Origin of the sequence: Algibacter ulvanivorans (assembly GCF_048381495.1) — a bacterium.
In the GTDB taxonomy this organism is placed as follows: Bacteria; Bacteroidota; Bacteroidia; order Flavobacteriales; family Flavobacteriaceae; genus Algibacter_B; species Algibacter_B ulvanivorans.
On record NZ_JBLWGD010000005.1, the window covers coordinates 38,252 to 55,547 of the forward strand.

The window sequence follows — 17,296 nt, forward strand, 5'->3', positions numbered from 1 at the left end:
TATGCTGTATTACGTATTCGAATATTTAGAGAAACAGTTTCAGCTTCCAGGAGCTACACTTTTTGGTTTTTTAACCTTTAGGGCTGCTTTAGCTATGATTTTGTCTTTGCTAATCTCTACTATATATGGTAAAAGAATTATCCGTTTTCTTCAAAAAAAGCAAATGGGCGAAACCATAAGAGACTTGGGGTTAGAGGGGCAAAAGGAAAAAGCAGGAACACCAACTATGGGTGGAATTATAATTATTCTAGCAACATTAATTCCTGTTTTTTTATTAGCCAAATTAGAAAATATTTACATCATACTTTTAATAGTTACAACCCTTTGGATGGGTGTTATTGGCTTTATAGACGATTATTTAAAAAAGTTTAAAAACGATAAGGAAGGGTTAAAAGGACGCTTTAAAGTGCTCGGGCAAATAGGGTTGGGTATTATTGTGGGAGCAACTTTGTTTTTTCATAAAGATGTTACAATGAAAGAAAAGTTACCAATAGAGCAACAGCGTGTACTTTTAGCAGAAAACCCAGATATAGAGGCTACAAAACTATTTAAAAAAGAGGTTAAGTCTACCAAAACAACAATTCCGTTTGTAAAAGGGAACGAGTTCGATTACGCTAAAGTAATCACTTGGATAAGCTCAGATCTTGAAAAGTATGCGTGGGTAATTTTTATTTTGGTGTCTATTTTTATTATCACTGCAGTATCGAACGGAGCAAATTTAACCGATGGAATAGATGGTCTGGCGGCAGGAACATCGGCAATTATAGTACTTACACTAGGTATTTTTGCTTGGGTTTCGGGTAATATAGTATTCTCAGAATACCTTAATATAATGTACATACCAAGGGTAGAAGAAATTACTATTTATATAGCAGCATTTGTTGGGGCACTTATTGGATTTCTATGGTACAATACATATCCAGCGCAAGTATTTATGGGAGATACTGGTAGTTTAACTATTGGTGGTATTATAGCAGTAATTGCAATAGCGGTAAGAAAAGAGTGGTTAATACCAGTATTGTGTGGCATTTTCTTGGCCGAAAACTTATCGGTAGTTATGCAGGTTAGCTGGTTTAAATACACTAGAAAGAAGTATGGAGAAGGGCGTCGCATTTTTAAAATGTCGCCACTACATCATCATTATCAAAAATCAGGATATCACGAGAGTAAAATAGTTACTCGGTTTTGGATTATAGGAATACTATTGGCTATACTTTCAATAGTGACATTGAAAATTAGATAAATGAAAAGATTGGTTGTTCTTGGTGGTGGAGAAAGCGGAGTAGGAACGGCGCTTTTAGGGAAAGAAAAAGGGTTTGAGGTTTTTGTTTCCGATAAAGGAAAGATAAAAGAAAATTATAAACAAGTTCTTATACATAATGAGATTGAATGGGAAGATGAAAAGCATACAGAATTAAAAATTCTAAATGCAGACATTGTGATGAAAAGTCCAGGTATTCCAGACAAAGTGCATTTGGTTAAACAAATACGAGCAAAAGGAATAACGGTGGTTTCAGAAATTGAGTTTGCATCAAAATTTACTAATGCAACAATTGTAGGAATTACAGGAAGTAATGGTAAAACAACAACAGCAACATTAACACATCATATATTAAAACAAGAATTAAATGTTGGGTTGGCTGGAAACATTGGCGATAGTTTTGCTAAGCAAATTCTTGAAGATGATTTTGAAAACTATGTGTTGGAAATTAGCAGCTTTCAATTAGACGATATTGTAGATTTTAAACCCAATATTGCGGTGCTGTTAAATATTACTCCAGATCATTTAGATAGGTATGATTATGAATTTGAAAATTATATCAAATCTAAATTTAGAATAGCGATGAATCAAACTAAAAACGATTATTTGATTTATGATGCCGATGATGATGTAATTGTAGAGTATTTAAAAAAGCATCCAGTTCAATCCACATTAGTACCATTTTCATTAAAAAAAGCAATTAAAAATGGCGCGTATTTAGATAAAGAAAATATTAAACTAACAATAAATAACAACGAAATAATTATGCCGACAGCAAAAATAAAATTAGAAGGAAAGCACAATATTAAAAACGCAATGGCTGCTTCAACTGTGGCACATTTGTTAAAAATAAGAAAACAAACTATTAGAGAGAGTTTAGAGAACTTTCAAGGTGTAGAGCATCGATTAGAAAATGTACTTAAAATTAATAAAGTGCAATACATTAACGACTCTAAAGCTACAAATGTAAACGCAACATATTATGCGTTAGAGAGCATGGGGGCGCCAACTGTTTGGATTGTTGGTGGTGTCGATAAAGGAAACAACTACCAAGAGTTATTTCAGTTTGTAAACGAAAAAGTGAAAGCTATAATATGTTTAGGTGTAGATAATGAAAAATTAATAAAAACCTTTGGTAATATGGTTGATGTTATAGTGGAAACTCAATTTATGACTGAAGCTGTAAAAATAGCTTATAAAGTTGCAGAGTCTGGAGATAACGTACTATTATCGCCAGCATGTGCGAGTTTTGATTTGTTTGAAAACTACGAAGATCGTGGACGTAAATTTAAAGAAGCTGTAAGAAACCTGTAAAATAAATTTTGTGCAAACGTTATTTAAAAACATAAAAGGAGATCGTTTAATATGGGCTATAGTTGCGCTATTGGCTATTCTTTCGTTTTTGCCTGTTTATAGTGCAGCTAGTAATTTGGCTTATAAAGGGGCGGGTAGTAGTACTTTTACTTTTTTTGTTAAGCATTTTGTGCATTTGTTTTTGGGTTTTGCAATAATTTATGGGGTGCATAAAATACCATATAGGTACTTTAAAGGGTTATCTTTAATAATGATTCCTGTGGTTTTGTTGTTGTTAGGTTTAACTATTTTACAAGGAAAAACTATTGATGGTGCTAATGCAAGTAGGTGGATTCAAATTCCATTTGTAGGTATGTCATTTCAAACCTCCACCTTAGCAGCCGTAGTACTTATGGTTTATGTAGCGCGTTATATGTCGAAAATTAAGGATGAAATAATAACGTTTAAGGCTAGTATTTTACCACTTTGGACACCCGTTTTTTTTGTTTTAATTCTCATTTTACCAGCAAATTTTTCAACCGCTGCAATTATGTTTTTAATGGTTATAATGTTAGTGTTTTTAGGCGGGTATCCATTACGTTATTTAGCGGTGATTGTAGGTTCGGGTATATTGGTTTTAACACTATTTATTTTGATAGCTAAAGCATTTCCAGATGCCATGCCAAACAGGGTCGATACCTGGATGGGAAGAATAGAAAGCTTTTCTAATCCTGAAGATACTGAGGCAGATTATCAAATAGAAAAAGCTAAAATAGCAATTGCAACAGGGCAGATATGGGGCGTTGGACCAGGAAAAAGTATGCAAAAAAATTTTTTACCACAATCGTCATCCGATTTTATTTTTGCTATCATAATTGAAGAATACGGTTTATTAGGTGGTTTTGTAATTATGGTCTTGTATTTATGGTTGCTTTTTAGAATAGTAATAGTGGCTCAAAAATCCGATACCATTTTTGGGAAACTTTTGGTTTTAGGAGTAGGACTCCCTATAGTATTTCAAGCCTTAATAAATATGGCTGTTGCTGTAGAGTTATTTCCTGTTACAGGGCAAACATTGCCATTAATAAGTAGTGGAGGAACCTCTATCTGGATGACCTGTTTGGCTATAGGAATAATATTAAGTGTAAGTGCAAAAAGAGAAGAAATAAAAGAAAAAGAAATTAACGAAGATAATCCGTTAGAAATATTATCAGAAACCATTTAAATGAGTAACTATAAAATCATATTGTCTGGAGGAGGAACAGGAGGACATATTTATCCTGCTATCGCTATTGCTAACGAGTTAAAGTCGCGTTATCCAGATGCTCAGTTTTTATTTGTAGGAGCTAAAGATAGAATGGAAATGGAAAAAGTGCCACAAGCAGGGTACGAAATAATGGGATTATGGATTTCTGGTATTCAGCGTAAACTAACATTTAAAAATTTAAGCTTTCCATTTAAAGTGCTTCATAGCTTATGGAATGCTCGTAAAATTATAAAGTCTTTTAAACCCGATGTGGCTATTGGTACAGGTGGCTTTGCAAGTGGCCCGTTATTACAAGTGGCGGCTTCAAATAAAATACCAACATTAATTCAAGAGCAAAATTCGTATCCTGGTATTACAAATAAACTGCTCTCTAAAAAAGCTAAAAAAATATGTGTGGCTTATGATGGTTTAGAGCGTTTTTTTCCTAAAGAAAAAATTATAAAAACAGGAAACCCTGTGCGTCAAGGTTTGTTTAACGTAGATACAAAAATTGTTGAAGCAAAAAACTTTTTCGATTTAAAACACGGTAAGCAAACACTTCTAATTATAGGAGGAAGTTTAGGGGCGAGAAGAATTAACCAATTAATTGAAGCTAAATTAGATTTTTTCGATACTCAAAACATTCAAGTTATATGGCAATGCGGTAAATTGTATTATCAACAATATAAAATTTATAATAATACTAAAAACGTTCAGGTGTATGAGTTTTTAAATAATATGGATTATGCATATGCGGCGGCAGATATAGTAATTTCAAGAGCTGGCGCTAGCTCTGTTTCAGAGCTTTGTATAGTAGGTAAGCCAGTTGTGTTTATTCCATCTCCAAATGTAGCCGAAAATCATCAAACAAAAAATGCCATGTCTATTGTAAAAGAAAATGCCGCTATAATGATTAAAGAGGAAGATTTAGATGCCGATTTTGAAAACAATTTTTCGCAATTACTAAATGCGCCAGAAAAGCAAAAAATATTATCAGAAAATATAAAAAAATTAGCGTTAATTAATGCTACAAAAGATATAGCAGACCAAGTAGAGGAGCTGTTGAAATAAAGTAAATGAATTTAAAAAATATACATAACATCTATTTTATTGGTATTGGCGGTATTGGCATGAGTTCTTTAGCGCGTTACTTTCATGCTAATAATAAGCAGGTTGCTGGTTACGATAAAACGCAAACCGATATTACAAATGGTTTGGTAGCATTAGGTATTAATGTTCATTATACAGATTCCGATACGGTTATTAATAGTGCATTTAAAAATGTTGAAGAGACGTTAATTGTTTATACGCCTGCTATACCAAAACACCATAAGCAGCTTAATTATTTTAAAAATAATGGATTTAATGTTTTAAAACGATCGCAAGTTTTAGGTTTAATTACAGAAAATACATTTTGTTTGGCTGTGGCAGGTACGCATGGAAAAACTACAACAACAAGTATTTTAGGACATTTAATGCATGAGTGTAGCGTACCATTAACTGCTTTTTTGGGTGGCATTAGCGAAAATTACAACTCGAATTTAATTTTAAACGGAGCAGAGGTTTCTGTAGTTGAGGCTGATGAGTTTGACCGTTCTTTTTTAACGTTGTCGCCAAATTTTGCATGTATAACTTCAATGGATGCCGATCATTTAGATATTTATGGAGATGCTTCAGAATTAGTGAAATCATTCAAAGATTTTTCAAAAAAAATAAAACCTAACGGAAAATTATTTATTAAAAACGGACTACCATTAAACGGAATAACTTACGGTATTGAAGATGATTCAGATTATAATATTCAAAATATAAAAATTGAAAATGGCGCTTACGTTTTCGATGTAAAAACGCCAAAAACAATTATTAAAAATATACAATTTAACCTACCTGGTAGACATAATTTGTCTAATGCATTAATAGCCTTGGCGATGGCTGTAGAATATGGTTGCCCGCACCAACAGCTCGCCAAAGCTTTAGCATCTTATAAAGGGGTTAAACGTAGGTTTACTTATCATATTAAAACAGATAATTTTGTTTTTATTGATGATTATGCACACCATCCAGAAGAGATAAATGCAGTACATCAAGCGGTAAGAGAAATGTACCCTAATAAAAAAGTATTGGCTGTATTTCAGCCTCATTTATATAGTCGAACTCAAGATTTTGCCACTCAATTTGCTGAAAGTTTAGCTCAATTCGACGAGGTGTTGCTGTTAGATATTTATCCAGCTAGAGAGCTGCCAATTCCTGGGGTTACCTCGTCATGGCTGTTAGATAAAATAGATAATAAAAGCAAACAATTAATAAATAAAAACCAGTTATTGTCTAAAATACACCAGAGTAGTGCGCAAGTAATTTTAACTATAGGTGCTGGAGATATAGGAGAAGAAGTAAAACGAATAAAAAAAGAATTTAGTGTTGCAGGTTAATTGGAGTTACATAAAAATGATAGTGTTGTTAGGCATTGTTGTCTTTCTATTTGCATTTGCATCATCAAGAAATGCAAATAGAATTATATCAAGTCCTAATATAACTTTTGTTGGAGAGCACAACCTTTTTATCTCAAACGAAACTGTTAGTAAATTGTTAATACAAAATTACGGTGGAGTTAAAAACGTGCCTAAAGAAACTTTAGTTTTGAATGAATTAGAAAATGCCCTCAAATCTAATCCAATGATAAAAACTGCAGAAGTGTATGTTGCTGTAAATGGTACGCTTAACGCAGATGTAGAACAAAAAACACCTATTGCAAGAGTTAGTACAAATGCGTCTTATTATATTGACGATGAAGGTTCGTATATGCCATTGTCAAAAAATTATTCTGCAAGAGTACCATTAGTTACTGGTTATGTTGAAAAAAATAATTTAATAAACGTGTATAAAATAGCACGTAAAATTAAAGACGATGAATTTTTAAGAAAACATGTTTTCGAAATTCATCAAGATATTAATAAAAGGCTTTATTTAAAGCTTCGAAAATGTAATTTTTTAGTGCAATTAGGAGACAATAATTTTTTAGATAAAAAAATTAATAACCTTAAAGCATTTTATAAAAAAAATCAAAAAGATAAAGCACTTAACAATTATAGTAAAGTGAATTTACAGTTTGAAAACCAAGTAATATGTACCAAAATTTAAGCTATGGAGCATAATTTAGCAGTAGGATTAGACATTGGAACCACAAAGATTGTGGCCATGATTGGTCGTAAAAACGAATATGGTAAAGTTGAAATTTTAGGCATAGGAAAATCTAAAAGCTTAGGTGTGCACCGTGGTGTTGTAAATAATATTACGCAAACCATTCAATCTATCCAACAAGCCGTACAAGAGGCAGAAGTTGCTGCAGATATGAAAATAGATGAAGTAACCGTTGGAATTGCAGGACAACATATTAGAAGTTTGCAACATAGCGATTACATAACACGATCAAATTCAGAAACTGTTATTGATGATAAGGATATCGATAGACTTATAAATCAAGTGCATAAACTGGTAATGCTTCCTGGAGAGGAAATTATACACGTTTTACCACAAGAATATAAAGTTGATGGACAAGCCGAAATAAAAGAGCCAATAGGCATGTATGGAGGCCGTTTAGAAGCTAATTTTCATGTTGTTGTTGGGCAAGTATCATCCATTAGAAACATTGGGCGTTGTGTTCAAAGTTCTGGGCTGGACCTAGAAGGTATAACTTTAGAGCCTTTAGCATCTGCAAACGCTGTGTTAAGCCAAGAAGAGAAAGAAGCTGGAGTAGCTTTAATAGATATAGGTGGCGGAACTACAGATTTAGCTATTTTTAGAGATGGTATTATTCGTCATACAGCAGTTATACCTTTTGGAGGCAATGTTATAACTGAAGATATAAAAGAAGGCTGTTCTATTATTGAAAAACAAGCCGAACTACTAAAAATAAAATTTGGATCTGCATGGCCAGGAGAAAATAAAGATAACGAAATTGTATCTATTCCAGGTCTAAGAGGAAGAGAGCCCAAAGAAATAACATTAAAAAACCTATCTAAAATTATACATGCAAGAGTTGTAGAAATTGTAGAACAAGTATATGTAGAAATAAAAAATTACGGTCACGAAGAACAAAAGAAAAAATTAATAGCAGGAATTGTTTTAACAGGAGGCGGTAGTCAATTAAAACATTTAAAGCAATTAGTAGAATATATTACAGGAATGGATACCAGAATAGGATATCCAAACGAACACTTGGCTGGAGATAGTGACGATGATATTACAAGCCCTTTATTTGCAACAGCTGTAGGTTTAGTTTTAGACGGTTTAAAGCGTCAAGAAAGAAAGAAAGTAGAGCAGCAGCAAGTCGAGGTTAAAGAAGATATAGAAACACCAGAAGCAGCAGAAGAAGTTAAAGAAAAACCAGTTAAGGAAAGACGCTCGTTTCTAGACAAGTTAACCGAACGCGTTAAAGATTTTTTAGATAACGCAGAGTAATTAAATCCATTGAAATAAAATATAAAGTACAAAACCCCAGAAAAATAGAATTTTATGAGCAGCAAAAAAGAATTCGAAACAAGCATTTCTTTTGATTTACCCAAAAATCAATCAAATGTTATTAAAGTCATAGGTGTTGGTGGCGGAGGTAGTAATGCCATTAATCACATGTTTTTACAAGGTATTAAAGGTGTGGATTTCTATATCTGTAATACAGATGCCCAAGCATTGCAAAATAGTGGTGTGCCAAACAAAATACAATTAGGGCTAAACTTAACCGAGGGGTTAGGTGCAGGGGCCAATCCAGATATAGGAGAACAAGCCGCTGTAGAAAGTTTTGATGATATTTCTCAAATGTTAGATAGCAATACCAAAATGGTATTTATAACTGCAGGAATGGGAGGCGGAACCGGAACAGGAGCTGCTCCAATTATTGCTAAAATGGCTAAAGATTTAGATATCTTAACAGTAGGTATAGTAACAATGCCTTTTCAGTTTGAAGGGCGCATGCGTATAGAACAATCTCAAAAAGGAATAGAAAAATTAAGAGATGTAGTAGATTCTTTAATAGTAATAAATAACAATAAACTTCGCGAAGTATACGGAAACCTTGGGTTTAAAGCAGGTTTCTCTAAAGCAGACGAAGTATTATCAACCGCTGCTCGTGGTATTGCCGAAGTTATTACACATCACTACACACAAAATATAGATTTACGCGATGCTAAAACAGTATTAAGCAATAGCGGTACGGCTATTATGGGATCTGCATTAGCATCAGGGCAAAATCGTGCTCAAGAAGCCATTCGAAAGGCGCTAGACTCACCATTATTAAACGATAATAAAATAACAGGAGCCAAAAACGTATTGCTGCTAATAGTTTCTGGCGCTCAAGAAATTACTATTGATGAAATAGGTGAAATAAACGACCATATTCAAAGTGAAGCAGGTCATGGAGCAAACATTATAATGGGAGTTGGAGAAGACGAAGCCCTAGAAGAATCTATAGCTGTAACTATTATAGCTACAGGTTTTGATATAGAACAACAAGACGAAATTTCTAATACCGAAACAAAAAAAGTAGTACACTCGCTTAGTGAAGATCAAGATTTAGACTCAAAAGAAAAAGAACCCGTAGTTATTGAGCCAACTATAGTATTAGAAGAAAAGAAAGAAGCGCCAATTGTACGCCATACTTTAGATATAGAACAAGAAGAAACCCCAGTTTTTATAAAAAAAGAAGCCGTAAAAAAGACAATAGTTAAAAAGGAAGACGTTCATGACGATTTTAAACTAATACCAACATCAGAAATTATTAAAAATATTAATGTTGTTTATGATGAGGTAAAAGCTAATGTGCCCGATGTTGAAGAAGATGAAGATTTTATCATTAAGCCAGTAACAAGAATGGCTGCCGATATAGAAGATGTTCAAGACGTAGAGGTGATATCAGATTATATTGAAGAAGAACAACAAATTACACTAACCTTCGATTTGCCTTTGTCTGAACCAAAACAAAAGGTAGACGAAGCACCAGAAGAAGAGGTTATTTCTCATAGTTTAAGTGAAGATGTAAAGAATATTCCTGTTAATGATTATGTAGAATTAATAACCGTTAATGAAACCAATGAAGAAGGCGATATTCGTTACACTTTAGATGATTATGTTGAAAAAGAACCAGCAATAAACAACACAAAAACCACAACCAAAGAAGTTTTAGAAGAAATTGATGAAGAAGTTGTTTTTGAAAAGAAAGTTGTTGTAGAGCCTGCTTTAGAAGAAGAAGTAGACGAAATAGACCCAATGAATACGCCAATTTCAGAACTGCTTAAAGAGCGTGCTGAAGAACGAAGACGTAAAATGAAAGATTTCAATTATAAATTTAACAATGCTAAAATAGACGATATAGAAAAAGTTCCTGCATACAAGCGACAAGGCGTAGATTTAAATGCAGCAAAACATTCATCAGAAACCGATTTGTCTAGAACAAGTATAGGATTAGATGATAACGATGATATCCAGTTAAGAAGTAATAATTCATTTCTACACGATAATGTAGACTAATTATTATTGCGAATTTAACCTAGTGTGTTATTTAATAACCCGAAAAGTTCCCTCAACTTTTCGGGTTTTTTATAAAAATATTAATTCGTAATTGATAAAATTAAATTTATTCTTTTTCTTCTAGTAACTAAGTTTAGGCTTCTAACTTTTTTCTATCTTCGCACCTAGGTAAATATTAAAATATTATGGGTTTACAACAAGAAGTAATGACTGCTTTAAAGGAAGCAATGAAATCTAAAGATCAAACCGCTTTAACCGCTTTACGAGCTGTAAAATCAGCTATATTATTAGCTAAAACAGAAAGTGGAGCAAATGAAGAGTTAACAGAAGAACAGGAACTAAAAATACTTCAAAAATTAGTTAAGCAACGTAAAGATAGTGCAGCTATTTTTTTAAAACAAGACAGAAAAGATTTGGCATTACCAGAAATTGATGAAGCCGAAGTTATTAGCCAATTTTTACCTGAAGCCTTAACCGAAGAAGAAGTTGAAAAAGTAGTTGTGGCCACTATAGATCAAGTAGGCGCACAAGGCATGAAAGATATGGGGAAAGTTATGGGTATAGTAAGTAAGGAATTAGCTGGTCAAACCGATGGTAAAACGATATCTAATATTGTAAAAGCTAAATTGGCAAACTAGTTTATTTTAATAAATGGCCCCGTGGCGCAACTGAATAGCGCATCAGATTTCGGCTCTGAGGGTTACAGGTTTGAATCCTGTCGGGGTCACAAACAAATAGAAAACCGGAAACAAGATTGTGTTTACTCATAATTTTGCTTCCGGTTTATTGTTTTTAGAGCAGAGTTGTTTTTACATGTATGTTGTAAAATACTTTGTGAGGTAATTTAAAATATTATTTTTTACTTCATTGTTAATTGTTTTGCCATGACTTTTGTCATACAATTTTAAGTTTTGGTTTGGTAATTTTATCAAGCCAAGCAAAAAATATAATGTCATGATTAGAAAAGCACCTATTTCAATGATAATGACACAAAATGTTATTACATTAAATAAAACCGATAATTTAGAAAAAGCAGAACACCTATTTAAGCACTATAAAATTAGACACATACCAGTTGTTAGTGGTAAAGTAATTATTGGTATGTTAAGTTATACCGATTTGCTGAGGTTAAGTTTTGCAGATATAACTAATGACGATGATAATGCCGCAGATGTAATGATTTATAATATGTTTAGTATAGATCAAGTAATGAAAAAAAGTATTGAAACAATAACATCGTCTACTTCAATAAAACAAGTAGCAGAAATTTTAGCAACCAAGGAGTTTCACGCATTACCCGTAGTAACTAATAATAAGTTAGTTGGAATTGTAACAACAACAGATTTAATAAAATATTTATTAAAACAATTTTAGTTTTTTTCTAATTTTCTATAGCTGATATATGTCATATTATACATGTTTTTTATGAAGTAATTTTATTTAATAATTTAAAATAATAAAGTTATGAGACCTTACATACCAGTTTCAACAATAATGGTTAAAAATATAATTGCATTAACACCAAGAGAAGACTTAGAGCGAGCAGAATTGTTATTTAACAGATATAAAATTAAACATATACCTGTAATGTCTCATGGTGTAATAGTTGGAATGTTAAGTTTTACAGATTTAATGCGTATTAGTTTTGCAGAAACATCTGCCAACCAAAATACGATAGATTCGGTTGTTTACAACTCATTTACAATTGAGCAGGCTATGGTTAAAAATGTAGTAACTATTACAAGTGATACATCAATAAAAGAAGCAGCAAAAATTTTAGCCGAACGCGAATTTCATGCTCTACCCATTGTAGATAATGGCGATTTAGTTGGTATAATTACCTCTACAGACTTATTAAACTATTTGGTAAAGCATCTTTAAGAGTTAGCTAAGGCTTTTAAGTTCTTTATTGTTTCTGTTTGGTTAGAGCTTTTAAAAACATAGCTTCCCGCTACCAATACATCAGCGCCAGCATCAATAAGTTGTTTTGCATTTTTATTGGTAACACCACCATCAATTTCAATTATGGTAGAAGCTCCTTTTTTTGTAATTAGTTCTTTAAGTTGTTTAACCTTGTTGTAGGTGTTTTCAATAAAACTTTGACCGCCAAACCCTGGGTTTACACTCATAATACAAACTAAATCAATATCATTTATCGTATCTTCAAGTAAGCTAACATTGGTGTGTGGGTTTAAAGCAACACCGGCTTTCATGCCTTCACTTTTTATTGCTTGAAGTGTACGGTGTAAATGCGTACAAGCTTCGTAATGCACAGTTAAGATATCACTACCTAAATTAGCAAAAGTCTTTATGTATCTGTCTGGATCTACAATCATTAAATGCACATCTATAGTTTTTTTAGCATGTTTTGTAATAGCTTGTAAAACAGGCATACCAAATGAAATATTTGGTACAAAAACACCATCCATAATGTCAATGTGAAACCAATCGGCATCACTATGGTTAACCATTTCTATGTCGCGTTGTAGGTTGGCAAAGTCTGCAGCAAGTACTGATGGTGCAATTAATTTAGAACTCATTTAAATATACTTTTATAATTGCTGCAAATGTAATTAAAATATGTAGATTTTATGTGAAATATAAGTAATGAAGGTTGTTTTGTGAAAATAAAAAACTCTGTTTTTTGAGATAAACTTAGTATTAAAAAATAAACCCGCGGTAATCAGCCGCGGGTTCTTTCATCAATCAAAAAACGAACAGTTATGTTGTAACTGTTGTTACTGTAATTTAGTCGTAATTTAAAGTAATTACTATCCTAAATATGTTTTTAATATTTTGCTTCTAGACGTATGTTTTAATCTACGAATAGCTTTTTCTTTAATTTGTCTTACACGCTCACGAGTTAAATCGAAAGTTTCACCAATTTCTTCTAAAGTCATAGGGTGTTGGTTGCCTAAACCAAAATATAAACGAATAACATCTGCTTCACGAGGTGTTAAAGTTTCTAAAGCGCGTTCAATTTCGGTACGTAAAGATTCGTGTAATAGTTCTCGATCTGGGTTTGGCGATTCCCCAGAGTTTAATACATCGTATAAGTTAGAATCTTCGCCTTCAACTAAAGGAGCGTCCATGCTTACATGGCGTCCAGAGTTTTTCATAGATTCTTTAACATCGTTAATAGTCATGTCTAACTCTTTAGCAATTTCTTCAGCTGAAGGTGGACGCTCATGACTTTGCTCTAAAAAAGCAAATGTTTTATTAATCTTGTTTATAGATCCAATTTTGTTTAATGGTAAACGTACAATACGCGATTGTTCAGCTAATGCTTGTAAAATCGATTGACGAATCCACCAAACGGCGTACGATATAAATTTAAAACCACGTGTTTCATCAAAACGTTGAGCAGCTTTAATTAAACCTAAATTACCTTCATTAATTAAATCAGGTAATGTAAGTCCTTGGTTTTGGTATTGTTTTGCAACCGATACCACAAAACGTAAATTGGCCTTGGTTAGCTTTTCTAAAGCTACTTGATCGCCAGCTTTAATACGTTGTGCTAATTCAACTTCCTCATCGGCTGTAATTAAATCAACCTTACCAATTTCCTGTAGATATTTATCTAACGAAGCGGTTTCTCTATTAGTTACCTGCTTCGTAATTTTAAGTTGTCTCATCTAAATGTTGTCCTGAATTTAATTGTGAATAAATAGGTCGTTCAATAGTTATACGTATAAATAATAGATTTTGTTACAAAAAAAGATTAAATTATTTTTAATTCTTTAATAGTTAGACTCTTAAAATTGTAAAAAGTCACATAGATTAGCATTTTTAAGTGTTAATTATTGTTAAAAATAAGCATATTTTTATATAATTCCTTTTAATTAACAGCTTTTTTTAATACTTACGTATTTCTATTTGCTAGTTTGTGTTGTATGTATTTTAAGCTGTTTGGTTATAGTGATTTTCTGTTTTGTTGCATTTAATATAATGAAACAAATTTTATATATGTTTTAACTTTAATATTTGTATAAAAAAAACATCCTGATGGTTTTAATTATCAGGATGTTTAAGTTTAAATAAAAATTAAGAAGTTAATCTTCTTTTTTATCTTCTCTTGGTTTTCTATCGTCGCGTTTATTGTCGCGATTACGATTATCGCGTCCGCGATTATCTTTTCCTCTATGGTTTCCACCTTTGTTGTCTCTTGGTGGTCTTGCTACATAGCCTTCTGGTTTTGGTAAAATAGCTTTTCTAGATACTTTCTCTTTACGAGTTCTAGAATCTATTCCAAAGTATTTTACATCAAATACATCGCCCATGTTTACAACATCGCTTACATTTTCGGTACGTTCCCATGCTAGTTCGCTAACGTGTAATAAAACCTCATTGCCCGGAGCTTCAGTATATTCTACAACAGCACCAAAATCTAACATTTTAATAACTTTTACTTCGTATATACTACCAACTTCTGGTTTAAATAATAGCGAATCAATTTTTGCAATAACGGCATCAATACCTTTGCTTCCAACACCTAAAACTTCAACAATACCTTCTTCTGTAACAGGGTCTTCGTTAATTACAATAGTAGTTTCAGTTTCTTTTTGTAATTCTTGTATTACTTTTCCGCCAGGACCAATTAGCGCTCCAATAAATTCGTTAGGAATGCGTCTTGTAATCATTGTAGGTGCGTGTTCCTTAACTTCAGAATTTGGAGTATCAATAGTATCGGTAATTTTTCCTAAAATATGTAAACGACCATCGCGTGCTTGTTTTAAAGCATTAACAAGAATTTCGTATGATAAGCCTTTTACTTTAATATCCATTTGGCAAGCGGTAATACCATCGGCAGTACCAGTAACTTTAAAGTCCATATCTCCTAAGTGATCCTCATCACCTAAAATATCTGAAAGTACAGCGTATTTTCCAGAATCGGCATCAGAGATTAACCCCATAGCAATTCCAGAAACTGGTTTTTTAAGTTGCACACCGGCATCCATCATAGCCATTGTTCCTGCACAAACGGTTGCCATAGACGATGATCCGTTAGATTCTAAAATTTCAGAAACCACACGAACTGTATATGGGCAATCTTCTGGCACCATACCTTTTAATGCACGTTGTGCTAAGTTACCATGACCTACTTCACGACGCGAAGTTCCACGAATTGGTCGTGCTTCACCGGTTGAAAAAGGAGGGAAGTTGTAGTGTAAATAAAAACGCTCTTCACCTTCGTATGATGGCATGTCTATTTGGTTTGCTTCTCTACTTGTTCCTAAAGTAACTGTAGCTAAAGCTTGAGTTTCTCCACGAGTAAAAATAGAAGAACCGTGTGTAGATGGTAAATAATCTACCTCGCACCAAATTGGTCTAATGTCTGTAGTTTTACGGCCATCTAAACGTAAGCCTTCGTTTAATGTTAAATCTCTAACTGCTGCTTTTTCAGCTTTAGAATAATATTTAGAAATTAATCCGCCGTAATCTTCAATTTCTTCTTCAGAAAAACTAGCAATAATTTCTTCTTTTATTTCAGCGAATGCAGCACCTCTTTCATGTTTAGACGATCCTGCTTTAGCAACAGCATACACTTTATCGTAAGCCATATCGTGTATTTTCTTTGCTAAATCTTCATCTGCTCTTTCTGGTTCGTATTCACGAACTTCTTTTTTACCAAAAGCTTCAGCAAGTGCAACTTGAGCGGCACATTGTACTTTAATAGCTTCGTGTGCAAACTTAATAGCTTCGGTCATTTCTTCTTCAGAAATCTCATCCATTTCACCTTCAACCATCATTACAGAATCGGCAGAAGCACCAATAACCATATCGATGTCAGACTCTTCTAATTGAGCAAAAGAAGGGTTAATAATGAATTCACCATTAATGCGACCAACTCTTACTTCAGAAATTGGACATTCAAATGGGAAGTCTGATAATTGAATAGCAGCAGAAGCAGCTAATCCTGCCATAGCATCTGGCATAACTTCTGGGTCATGAGACATTAACTGAATCATTACCTGAGTTTCAGAATGGTAATCTTTTGGGAATAATGGGCGTAAAACACGATCTACTAAACGCATCGTTAAAACCTCACCGTCACTAGGTCTTGCTTCTCTTTTAAAGAAACCACCAGGATAACGTCCAGCAGCAGCAAATTTTTCACGATAATCTACCGTTAAAGGTAAAAAATCTACATCTGCAGATTTGTAATTAGAAACTACTGTACACAATAGCATACATTTTCCAGACTGAACCACAACGCTACCATGTGCTTGTTTTGCTAATTTTCCGGTTTCGATAGAAATTTCTCTACCATCGCCTAGGTTAATAACCTCTTTAAATGTTTTTGGAATCATAAATTTTTTCTTGTAATTTAGGTGTATACATACCCAAATTATGTTAAACAATGGTCGTTGTGTTGTTGTGTGTAGTTGTTGTGTGCGACAAATAAATGTCTGTTTTGACCAATGAAAAACTATAATTAGCTTCTTTTATAAATTACGTGGTTTAAACTCCTACGTTCGAGTTATATTTTTATGGGTGTTACCACAAGGATTGGGCTTTTCATTACAATCCCTAACGCAAAACAAAAAAAACCACGCTAAAAACGTGGTTTTATAATTGTTAAGATTATTTTCTTAAACCTAATTCTTTAACTATGGCACGATATCTTAAAATATCTTTCTTAGTTAAGTAATCTAGTAAAGCACGACGCTTTCCTACTAATTTTACTAACGAGCGCTCTGTGTTATAATCTTTACGATTTTGTTTTAAGTGCTCTGTTAAGTGGTTAATTCTTTGTGTAAATAGTGCAATTTGCCCTTCTGCAGAACCAGTATCGTTTTTTCCTTTACCGTGTTTTGCAAACAAATTTTCTTTTGCTTCTTTTGTTAAATACATGCTAATATTATTGTAAATGATTGTTATGTACACGAAAGTTTTTCTTTCGAGCGGCAAATATACTACTTTTAATTGTTTTGTGTTTAGCTTTAGGTATTTATTTTTAAGTGTATTTTAATTCG

The 17,296-nt window shown here is 32.9% G+C and carries 15 protein-coding genes and 1 tRNA gene; 12 read left to right on the forward strand and 4 right to left on the reverse strand.

From position 1 onward, the window contains the following. The first annotated feature begins 1 nt into the window (after position 1). The 12 genes from mraY (at position 2) to ACNG5D_RS12350 (ending at position 12,200) form a co-directional block, all read left to right on the forward strand. The gene (mraY, locus tag ACNG5D_RS12295) at positions 2-1,243 is read left to right on the forward strand and encodes a phospho-N-acetylmuramoyl-pentapeptide-transferase (protein WP_418183822.1); all 1,242 of its coding nucleotides are present in this window, start codon (positions 2-4) and stop codon (positions 1,241-1,243) included. After that, complete coding sequence (gene murD, locus ACNG5D_RS12300; RefSeq protein WP_418183823.1) at positions 1,244-2,575, forward strand: UDP-N-acetylmuramoyl-L-alanine--D-glutamate ligase; 1,332 nt, start codon at positions 1,244-1,246, stop codon at positions 2,573-2,575. A 10-nt stretch (positions 2,576-2,585) separates the two neighbouring features. Next, positions 2,586-3,779 carry an FtsW/RodA/SpoVE family cell cycle protein gene (locus ACNG5D_RS12305; protein ID WP_418183824.1) on the forward strand — a complete coding sequence of 398 codons (1,194 nt, stop codon included), beginning with the start codon at positions 2,586-2,588 and terminating at the stop codon, positions 3,777-3,779. Beyond that, entirely contained in the window at positions 3,780-4,871 is a 1,092-nt protein-coding gene (gene murG / locus ACNG5D_RS12310; protein ID WP_418183825.1) for an undecaprenyldiphospho-muramoylpentapeptide beta-N-acetylglucosaminyltransferase, read from the forward strand. A gap of 5 nt (positions 4,872-4,876) precedes the next feature. Next, positions 4,877-6,229 carry a UDP-N-acetylmuramate--L-alanine ligase gene (gene murC, locus ACNG5D_RS12315; protein ID WP_418183826.1) on the forward strand — a complete coding sequence of 451 codons (1,353 nt, stop codon included), beginning with the start codon at positions 4,877-4,879 and terminating at the stop codon, positions 6,227-6,229. 16 nt (positions 6,230-6,245) lie between these two features. Continuing rightward, positions 6,246-6,938 (forward strand): cell division protein FtsQ/DivIB, encoded by a 693-nt coding sequence (locus tag ACNG5D_RS12320; protein WP_418183827.1) that lies wholly within the window; start codon positions 6,246-6,248, stop codon positions 6,936-6,938. 3 nt (positions 6,939-6,941) lie between these two features. After that, positions 6,942-8,258: a cell division protein FtsA gene (gene ftsA / locus ACNG5D_RS12325; protein ID WP_418183828.1), complete on the forward strand. Its 1,317-nt coding sequence runs from the start codon at positions 6,942-6,944 to the stop codon at positions 8,256-8,258. A gap of 54 nt (positions 8,259-8,312) precedes the next feature. Continuing rightward, the gene (gene ftsZ / locus ACNG5D_RS12330) at positions 8,313-10,319 is read left to right on the forward strand and encodes a cell division protein FtsZ (RefSeq protein WP_418183829.1); all 2,007 of its coding nucleotides are present in this window, start codon (positions 8,313-8,315) and stop codon (positions 10,317-10,319) included. 185 nt (positions 10,320-10,504) lie between these two features. Then, complete coding sequence (locus ACNG5D_RS12335) at positions 10,505-10,957, forward strand: GatB/YqeY domain-containing protein (RefSeq protein WP_418183830.1); 453 nt, start codon at positions 10,505-10,507, stop codon at positions 10,955-10,957. Between the two features lie 15 nt (positions 10,958-10,972). Then, positions 10,973-11,046 (forward strand) — tRNA-Arg (locus ACNG5D_RS12340). Positions 11,047-11,273: 227 nt separating this feature from the next. Then, positions 11,274-11,693 carry a CBS domain-containing protein gene (locus ACNG5D_RS12345; RefSeq protein ID WP_418183831.1) on the forward strand — a complete coding sequence of 140 codons (420 nt, stop codon included), beginning with the start codon at positions 11,274-11,276 and terminating at the stop codon, positions 11,691-11,693. Positions 11,694-11,783: 90 nt separating this feature from the next. Then, entirely contained in the window at positions 11,784-12,200 is a 417-nt protein-coding gene (locus ACNG5D_RS12350) for a CBS domain-containing protein (RefSeq protein ID WP_418183832.1), read from the forward strand. Here the strand turns inward: ACNG5D_RS12350 and rpe are convergent. From rpe to rpsO, 4 genes are all read right to left on the reverse strand, one after another. After that, on the reverse strand, positions 12,197-12,859 hold the full coding sequence (rpe, locus tag ACNG5D_RS12355) for a ribulose-phosphate 3-epimerase (RefSeq protein WP_418183833.1): 663 nt from the start codon (positions 12,857-12,859) through the stop codon (positions 12,197-12,199). The two genes, ACNG5D_RS12350 and rpe, sit on opposite strands and share 4 nt — an antisense overlap. Positions 12,860-13,090: 231 nt before the next feature. Beyond that, positions 13,091-13,954: a sigma-70 family RNA polymerase sigma factor gene (locus tag ACNG5D_RS12360; protein ID WP_042497104.1), complete on the reverse strand. Its 864-nt coding sequence runs from the start codon at positions 13,952-13,954 to the stop codon at positions 13,091-13,093. A 417-nt stretch (positions 13,955-14,371) separates the two neighbouring features. Further along, positions 14,372-16,630 (reverse strand): polyribonucleotide nucleotidyltransferase, encoded by a 2,259-nt coding sequence (locus ACNG5D_RS12365; RefSeq protein WP_418183834.1) that lies wholly within the window; start codon positions 16,628-16,630, stop codon positions 14,372-14,374. A gap of 274 nt (positions 16,631-16,904) precedes the next feature. Further along, positions 16,905-17,174 carry a 30S ribosomal protein S15 gene (gene rpsO / locus ACNG5D_RS12370; RefSeq protein WP_418183835.1) on the reverse strand — a complete coding sequence of 90 codons (270 nt, stop codon included), beginning with the start codon at positions 17,172-17,174 and terminating at the stop codon, positions 16,905-16,907. Between the last annotated feature and the right edge of the window lie 122 nt (positions 17,175-17,296).

Bases quoted from the DNA above. Each gene is read 5' to 3' on its own strand.
- mraY (WP_418183822.1), top strand. From the start codon at position 2: ATGCTGTATTACGTATTCGAATATTTAGAGAAACAGTTTCAGCTTCCA.
- murD (WP_418183823.1), top strand. From the start codon at position 1,244: ATGAAAAGATTGGTTGTTCTTGGTGGTGGAGAAAGCGGAGTAGGAACG.
- murG (WP_418183825.1), top strand. From the start codon at position 3,780: ATGAGTAACTATAAAATCATATTGTCTGGAGGAGGAACAGGAGGACAT.
- murC (WP_418183826.1), top strand. From the start codon at position 4,877: ATGAATTTAAAAAATATACATAACATCTATTTTATTGGTATTGGCGGT.
- ACNG5D_RS12320 (WP_418183827.1), top strand. From the start codon at position 6,246: ATGATAGTGTTGTTAGGCATTGTTGTCTTTCTATTTGCATTTGCATCA.
- ftsA (WP_418183828.1), top strand. From the start codon at position 6,942: ATGGAGCATAATTTAGCAGTAGGATTAGACATTGGAACCACAAAGATT.
- ftsZ (WP_418183829.1), top strand. From the start codon at position 8,313: ATGAGCAGCAAAAAAGAATTCGAAACAAGCATTTCTTTTGATTTACCC.
- ACNG5D_RS12335 (WP_418183830.1), top strand. From the start codon at position 10,505: ATGGGTTTACAACAAGAAGTAATGACTGCTTTAAAGGAAGCAATGAAA.
- ACNG5D_RS12345 (WP_418183831.1), top strand. From the start codon at position 11,274: ATGATTAGAAAAGCACCTATTTCAATGATAATGACACAAAATGTTATT.
- ACNG5D_RS12350 (WP_418183832.1), top strand. From the start codon at position 11,784: ATGAGACCTTACATACCAGTTTCAACAATAATGGTTAAAAATATAATT.
- rpe (WP_418183833.1), bottom strand. From the start codon at position 12,859: ATGAGTTCTAAATTAATTGCACCATCAGTACTTGCTGCAGACTTTGCC.
- ACNG5D_RS12360 (WP_042497104.1), bottom strand. From the start codon at position 13,954: ATGAGACAACTTAAAATTACGAAGCAGGTAACTAATAGAGAAACCGCT.
- ACNG5D_RS12365 (WP_418183834.1), bottom strand. From the start codon at position 16,630: ATGATTCCAAAAACATTTAAAGAGGTTATTAACCTAGGCGATGGTAGA.
- rpsO (WP_418183835.1), bottom strand. From the start codon at position 17,174: ATGTATTTAACAAAAGAAGCAAAAGAAAATTTGTTTGCAAAACACGGT.